At 68.9% G+C, this 5,020-nt stretch carries 5 protein-coding genes; 1 reads left to right on the forward strand and 4 read right to left on the reverse strand.

All coding sequences use genetic code 11. The annotated features are described in order from the left end of the window. Window positions 1-23: 23 nt before the first annotated feature. Complete coding sequence (locus ABD089_RS06180) at window positions 24-1,241, reverse strand: globin domain-containing protein (RefSeq protein WP_343885361.1); 1,218 nt, start codon at window positions 1,239-1,241, stop codon at window positions 24-26. A gap of 212 nt (window positions 1,242-1,453) precedes the next feature. Between ABD089_RS06180 and ABD089_RS06185 the strand changes: the two genes are divergently transcribed. Further along, on the forward strand, window positions 1,454-1,879 hold the full coding sequence (locus ABD089_RS06185) for a WGxxGxxG family protein (protein ID WP_343885362.1): 426 nt from the start codon (window positions 1,454-1,456) through the stop codon (window positions 1,877-1,879). Window positions 1,880-1,938: 59 nt separating this feature from the next. Here ABD089_RS06185 and ABD089_RS06190 read toward each other — a convergent pair whose 3' ends face one another. Genes ABD089_RS06190 through pyrR form a run of 3 tightly spaced genes read right to left on the reverse strand, consistent with a single transcriptional unit; the run spans window position 1,939 to window position 4,720 of the window. Further along, complete coding sequence (locus tag ABD089_RS06190; protein WP_343885363.1) at window positions 1,939-3,231, reverse strand: dihydroorotase; 1,293 nt, start codon at window positions 3,229-3,231, stop codon at window positions 1,939-1,941. A 2-nt stretch (window positions 3,232-3,233) separates the two neighbouring features. Continuing rightward, window positions 3,234-4,160: an aspartate carbamoyltransferase catalytic subunit gene (locus ABD089_RS06195; RefSeq protein WP_343885364.1), complete on the reverse strand. Its 927-nt coding sequence runs from the start codon at window positions 4,158-4,160 to the stop codon at window positions 3,234-3,236. Then, a complete protein-coding gene (gene pyrR / locus ABD089_RS06200) occupies window positions 4,157-4,720 on the reverse strand; it encodes a bifunctional pyr operon transcriptional regulator/uracil phosphoribosyltransferase PyrR (RefSeq protein WP_343885365.1) in 564 nt (187 codons plus the stop codon). The genes ABD089_RS06195 and pyrR overlap by 4 nt, the downstream gene beginning before the upstream one ends. Window positions 4,721-5,020: the final 300 nt, after the last annotated feature.

The raw sequence follows: 5,020 nt of genomic DNA on the forward strand, positions 1-5,020 counted from the left end.
CGGCAGAAGCAGGCTGTTTCTGCTCAGGCGGCGTCGGGATTCTGGGCCCACAGGTCGGGGCCGAAGACCTCGTAGGAGATGTTCTCCGGGTGCACGCCCTTGGCCAGCAGTGCCTTGCGGGCAGCCTGCATGAACGGCAGCGGGCCGCACATGAACACCTGCGCGCCCTCGGGCACCTCGGCGTCGGCGAGGTCCATGAAGCCGCCCTTGGCGGGCTGCAGGGTCTGCGCCGACTCGGCGCCCTCCTCGAACCAGAACTGCCCCACCACGTCGTCCATCTGCTCGGCCTGGCCGCGCATCGACTGGTACAGGGCCGTGCTGCCGTGGCTCTTGTCGGCGTGGAAGACACGCACCTGGCGCTTCGGCTGGCGCTGGGCAAGATCCTCAAGGATCGCCGCCATCGGGGTGATGCCGATACCGGCCGAGACGAGCACCAGGGGAGCGTCCGTGTCGTCAAGGACCACGTCACCCGAGGGCAGCGAGACGTTCAGGTGGACGCCCGGCTTCGCGTTCTCCTGCAGCCAGCTGGAGACCATGCCGTCCGGGTGCTCGCCGCCGTGGACCTTCTTGACGGTGATGCGGAAGGCCTCGGCACCGGGCACGCCGGAGATCGTGTACTGGCGCGGCTGGGTCTGGCCATTGGGCAGCTCGACGTTCAGGGCGACGTACTGGCCGGTGCGGTGCGCGGGGAGCTCACCCTCGGTCGGCTTGAGGACCAGCGAGAAGGCGTCCTCGGTCTCGTCGGTGCGGTCGGCGACCTCGTAATCGCGGTAGGCGTGCTCAGGATCGATGCCACCCAGCGCGTACAGCTTGGCCTCCTCGGCGATCAGCTGGACGGCGAACAGCCAGTAGACCTCGTCCCAGGCGGACGCGACCTCGGGCGTGACGGCGTCACCGAGCACGTCCGCGACCGCCCACAGCAGGTGGTGGCCGACGATCGTGTACTGCGGCCCGGTGATGCCCAGCGAGACGTGCTTGTGCGCGATCCGCTGCATCACGGGCGTGAAGTCAGGGGCATTGGGGTCGATCAGCTGGACGGCGTAGGCGACGACGCTGGCCGCCAGCGCCTTGGGCTGCTCGCCCACGGCCTGGTTGGCGACGTTGAAGACGTTCAACAGTTCGGGGTGCGCCTCGAACATGTGGGGGTAGAAGCGCTTGGTGATCTCTTCCGCGTGCTCGGCGACGACACCTGCGGTCGCCGCGACGACCGCCTTCGACTCCGGTGAGAGCTGCGCTGGCATGGATCCTCCTTGGGGTGTTGGCAACCGGGCATGGCTGCCCCTGCACTCTAGGGGCGGCCTCCGACAGCGTCGAGGGATCGCGCGGTGGCCAGCCCGCCCGCAGGGGTGGGAAGGGTTCGCTATGGGTGGATAAGTCGACACCCGGGGGCGATTGCCCCCTAGCGTCTGGGAACGAAGAACCGCACGATTCCGTTCTGCTGAAAGGAACCACCATGCGCAAGGCCATTGCCACCACCGCCCTCGGTGCCGCCCTCGTCTTCGGCGCCCCCGCCGTTGCCAACGCCGAGACCGTGACCCCGGCGCCGTCCGCCACGGCCACCGAGCAGGTCACCGAGACCGAGCGCGTCACCACCACCGAGAAGGACCGCACCGGTCTGTGGGGTCTGCTGGGCCTCGCCGGTCTCGCCGGACTCGCCGGGCTGCGCAAGCGCCCCGAGCAGCACGCCGTCGTCCGTCACGAGCCGACGCGCAGCACCGTGACCACACAGCCGACCCACCGCGTCGACCACACCAACACGACGACTGGTACCGGCACGACCGCGACCGGCAACACCGCTCGCACCGATTTCGGCTCGGACAGCCTGACCGACCGCAAGCTCGGCGACGACCTGGGCCGCGATGTCCGTCGCGACATTTGAGTCACCCCCTCGACAAGCTCAGGGAACGTAAACCGGCTCGGGGAATGTGTGGGGACGGGTCAACGCTGGTGCGTGACCCGTCCCTTCCACATCGTCAGGACGACCGGGTCGGGCAGTTCGCGTCCGTGGTAGGGGTTGTTGCGGCTGCGGGAGGCCGACGAATCCTTGCTGACCACCGCACGCGCTGATGGGTCCACCAGCACCAGGTTGGCGACCGAGCCGGGCACCAACGCCTGTCCCTGTCTTTCGACCTGCCCGATCCGGGCGGGTGTCGACGACATCCGCTCCACCAGCGTCGGCCAGTCCATCCGTCCGGCCTCGACCATCGTCTCCAGCACGACCGCCAGGGCCTGTTCCAGCCCCAGCATCCCGGGACGCGCGTCGACGAAGGCATGGTCCTTGTCCTGCGCCGCGTGCGGGGCGTGGTCGGTGCCGACCACGTCGATCGTCCCGTCGGCCAAAGCCTCGCGGACCGCCTCGATGTGCTCGTCGGTGCGCAGCGGGGGATTGACCTTGTACGTCGTGTCGTAGCCCTCCAGCTCACGCGTCCCCAGCAGCAGGTGGTGCGGCGTGACCTCGGCGGTCACGTTGATGCCGCGCTTCTTGGCCCAGCGGACGACGTCCACGCCCTCGGCGGTGGAGACGTGGCAGACGTGCAGCCGCGAGCGGGTCAGCTCGGCCAGCTGGACGTCGCGGGCGATGATGACGCTCTCGGCCTGCGCCGGCCACCCACCCAGACCCAGCCGTCCCGAGTACTCCGACTCGTGGCAGCAGGCGCCGGGACCCGCCAGCTGCGAGTCCTGCGAGTGCTGGGCGATCACGCCGCCGAAGGGGCGAACCCAGTCCAGCGCGCGGCGCATCAGCAAGGAGTCCATCACGCACTTGCCGTCGTCGCTGAAGATCCGCACCTTCGCTCGCGACTTGGCCATCAGACCCATCTCGGCGAGTTGGTTGCCGTCGAGGTTTTTGGTGACGGCGCCGACCGGGATCACCTGGCAGTGCCCGTCGCGCTCACCCAGCAGCTGGATGTACTCGGCCTTCTCGGCGTCGTCGGTGACCGGCTCGGTGTTGGCCATGGCGTGGACGGCCGTGAACCCGCCCCGGGCGGCGGCCAGGGTTCCGGAGGCGACCGTCTCGGTGTCTTCGCGGCCGGGTTCGCGCAGGTGCGTATGCAGGTCGACCAGCCCGGGCAGCGCCAGCAATCCGTCCGCGTCGATGCGCCGGGCGCCCGTAGGGGCATCGTCGACGAGCACTCCGTCCGCGACGTGGAGGTCGGTGGTGGTGCCATCGGCCAGCCGGGCACCAGCGATCACGAAGGCGTTGTTGGCAGGCGATCCTGGGGTGTTGGTCATGGTCACTCCTGTCCGCCGAGGAGGTGGTAGAGGACGCTCATCCGCACGGCGACACCGGACGAGACCTGCTTCAGGACGAGTGACTGGGCCGCGTCGGCGGCCTCGGACGAGATCTCCAGGCCACGATTCATCGGGCCGGGGTGCATGATGCCCAGGTGGTGCCCGTGGGCGTGCAAGCGGTCTTGGGTGAGGCCCCAACCGTCCACGTACTCCCGCTCGGAGGGGAAGAATCCGGAGCTCATCCGTTCTCGCTGCACCCGCAGCATCATGGCGACGTCCGCGCGGGCCAGCCCCTCGTCGAATGACTGGACGACCTGGCACGGCCAGGTCGCCGCGCCGGTTGGCATCAGCGTCGGGGGAGCGCACAGCAAGACCTGCGCACCAAGGGTGTCGAGCAGCCAGACATTCGAGCGGACGACGCGGCTGTGCAGCAGGTCACCGGTGATCAACACCGTGCGCCCGGCCAGGTCGCCACCATCGAGTTCACGGAAGTGGCGACGCATCGTGTGCGCGTCCAGCAGCGCCTGGGTGGGGTGCTCGTGCGCGCCGTCGCCGGCGTTGACCACCGACGCGCGCACCCAGTTTGCCACCTGCTGTACCGAACCCGATCCGGAATGGCGCACCACGAAGCAGTCGACGCCCATCGAGTCGAGGGTGAGCACGGTGTCCTTCATCGACTCGCCCTTGCTGACCGAGGAGCCCTTGGCCGAGACATTGATGGTGTCGGCGCTCATCCACTTGCCGGCGATCTCGAAGCTCGTCCGGGTGCGGGTGGAGTCCTCGAAGAAGAGGTTGATGATGGTGCGCCCGCGCAGCGCCGGGATCTTCTTGACCTGCCGGTTCTGCACGTCGTGCATCTCCTCCGCCAGGTCGAGGATGCTGGTGGCCTCGTCCCGGGAGAGGTCCCCAGCTGCCAGCAGGTGCTTCATCGGACATTCCCCTCGATCGTGACGTCGTCGCGTCCGTCGACCTCGTTGAAGTGCACGCGGACGTTCTCGTCGCGTCGGGTGGCGACCGTCTGCCCGACGTGGTCGGCGCGGACGGGCAGTTCCCGCTGGCCGCGGTCGACCAGCACCACCAGCCGGACGACATTCGGGCGTCCGAGGTCCTTGAGCGCGTCCAGCGCGGACAGGACGGTGCGTCCGCTGGCCAGCACGTCGTCGACCAGCACGACCTGTCGGCCATCGATGCTGAAGGCGATCTCGGTGCGGCCGACCGTGCGGGTGGGATTGCGGCGCAGGTCGTCGCGGTACATGGTCGTGTCCAGCACGCCGACTGGCACCGACACTGCCTCGACCTGCTCGATCACTGCCGCAAGACGGCGGGCCAACGGCACGCCGCGGGTCTGGATGCCGAGGAGCACGAGGCCCTCGGTGCCGTGGGCCCCCTCAAGAATTTCGTGGGCCAAACGGGTGGTCGCGCGGGCGATCTCGTCGGCGTCGAGGATGACGCGATTGCCGCCCGGGGGCGTGGGCTCTGGTGTGGTCACCGGCACTCCTTGTCGCGGGCGGCGCCGTCCAGGCCGTCGCCTGACGCTTCGCCTGCCCTCGAACCCGAAATCTAGCAACCGGCGGACGTGCGTGGGCGCCCGCGTCCGTGGGGGTGAATGGAGGAGAACTCGTGGTCGAATCCACTAGTCTGTGACCATGACCTACGGCGTTCTGACCCTCCTCGAGACGACCACCTTCCCCGGCTGGCCCTCGGTGGACCCGTTGACGAACTTCGAGCTGTTCATGCTGTGCATCGGCGCGCCGCTGCTCGTGGGCCTCGTGATGGCCGCGCTCGTGCT

Source organism: Luteococcus sanguinis, from assembly GCF_039527675.1.
Taxonomy (GTDB): Bacteria; Actinomycetota; Actinomycetes; order Propionibacteriales; family Propionibacteriaceae; genus Luteococcus; species Luteococcus sanguinis.

Excerpts from the sequence above, each read along its gene's own strand:
- ABD089_RS06195 (WP_343885364.1), bottom strand. The coding sequence starts at position 4,160 with ATGAAGCACCTGCTGGCAGCTGGGGACCTCTCCCGGGACGAGGCCACC.
- ABD089_RS06180 (WP_343885361.1), bottom strand. The coding sequence starts at position 1,241 with ATGCCAGCGCAGCTCTCACCGGAGTCGAAGGCGGTCGTCGCGGCGACC.
- ABD089_RS06190 (WP_343885363.1), bottom strand. The coding sequence starts at position 3,231 with ATGACCAACACCCCAGGATCGCCTGCCAACAACGCCTTCGTGATCGCT.
- ABD089_RS06185 (WP_343885362.1), top strand. The coding sequence starts at position 1,454 with ATGCGCAAGGCCATTGCCACCACCGCCCTCGGTGCCGCCCTCGTCTTC.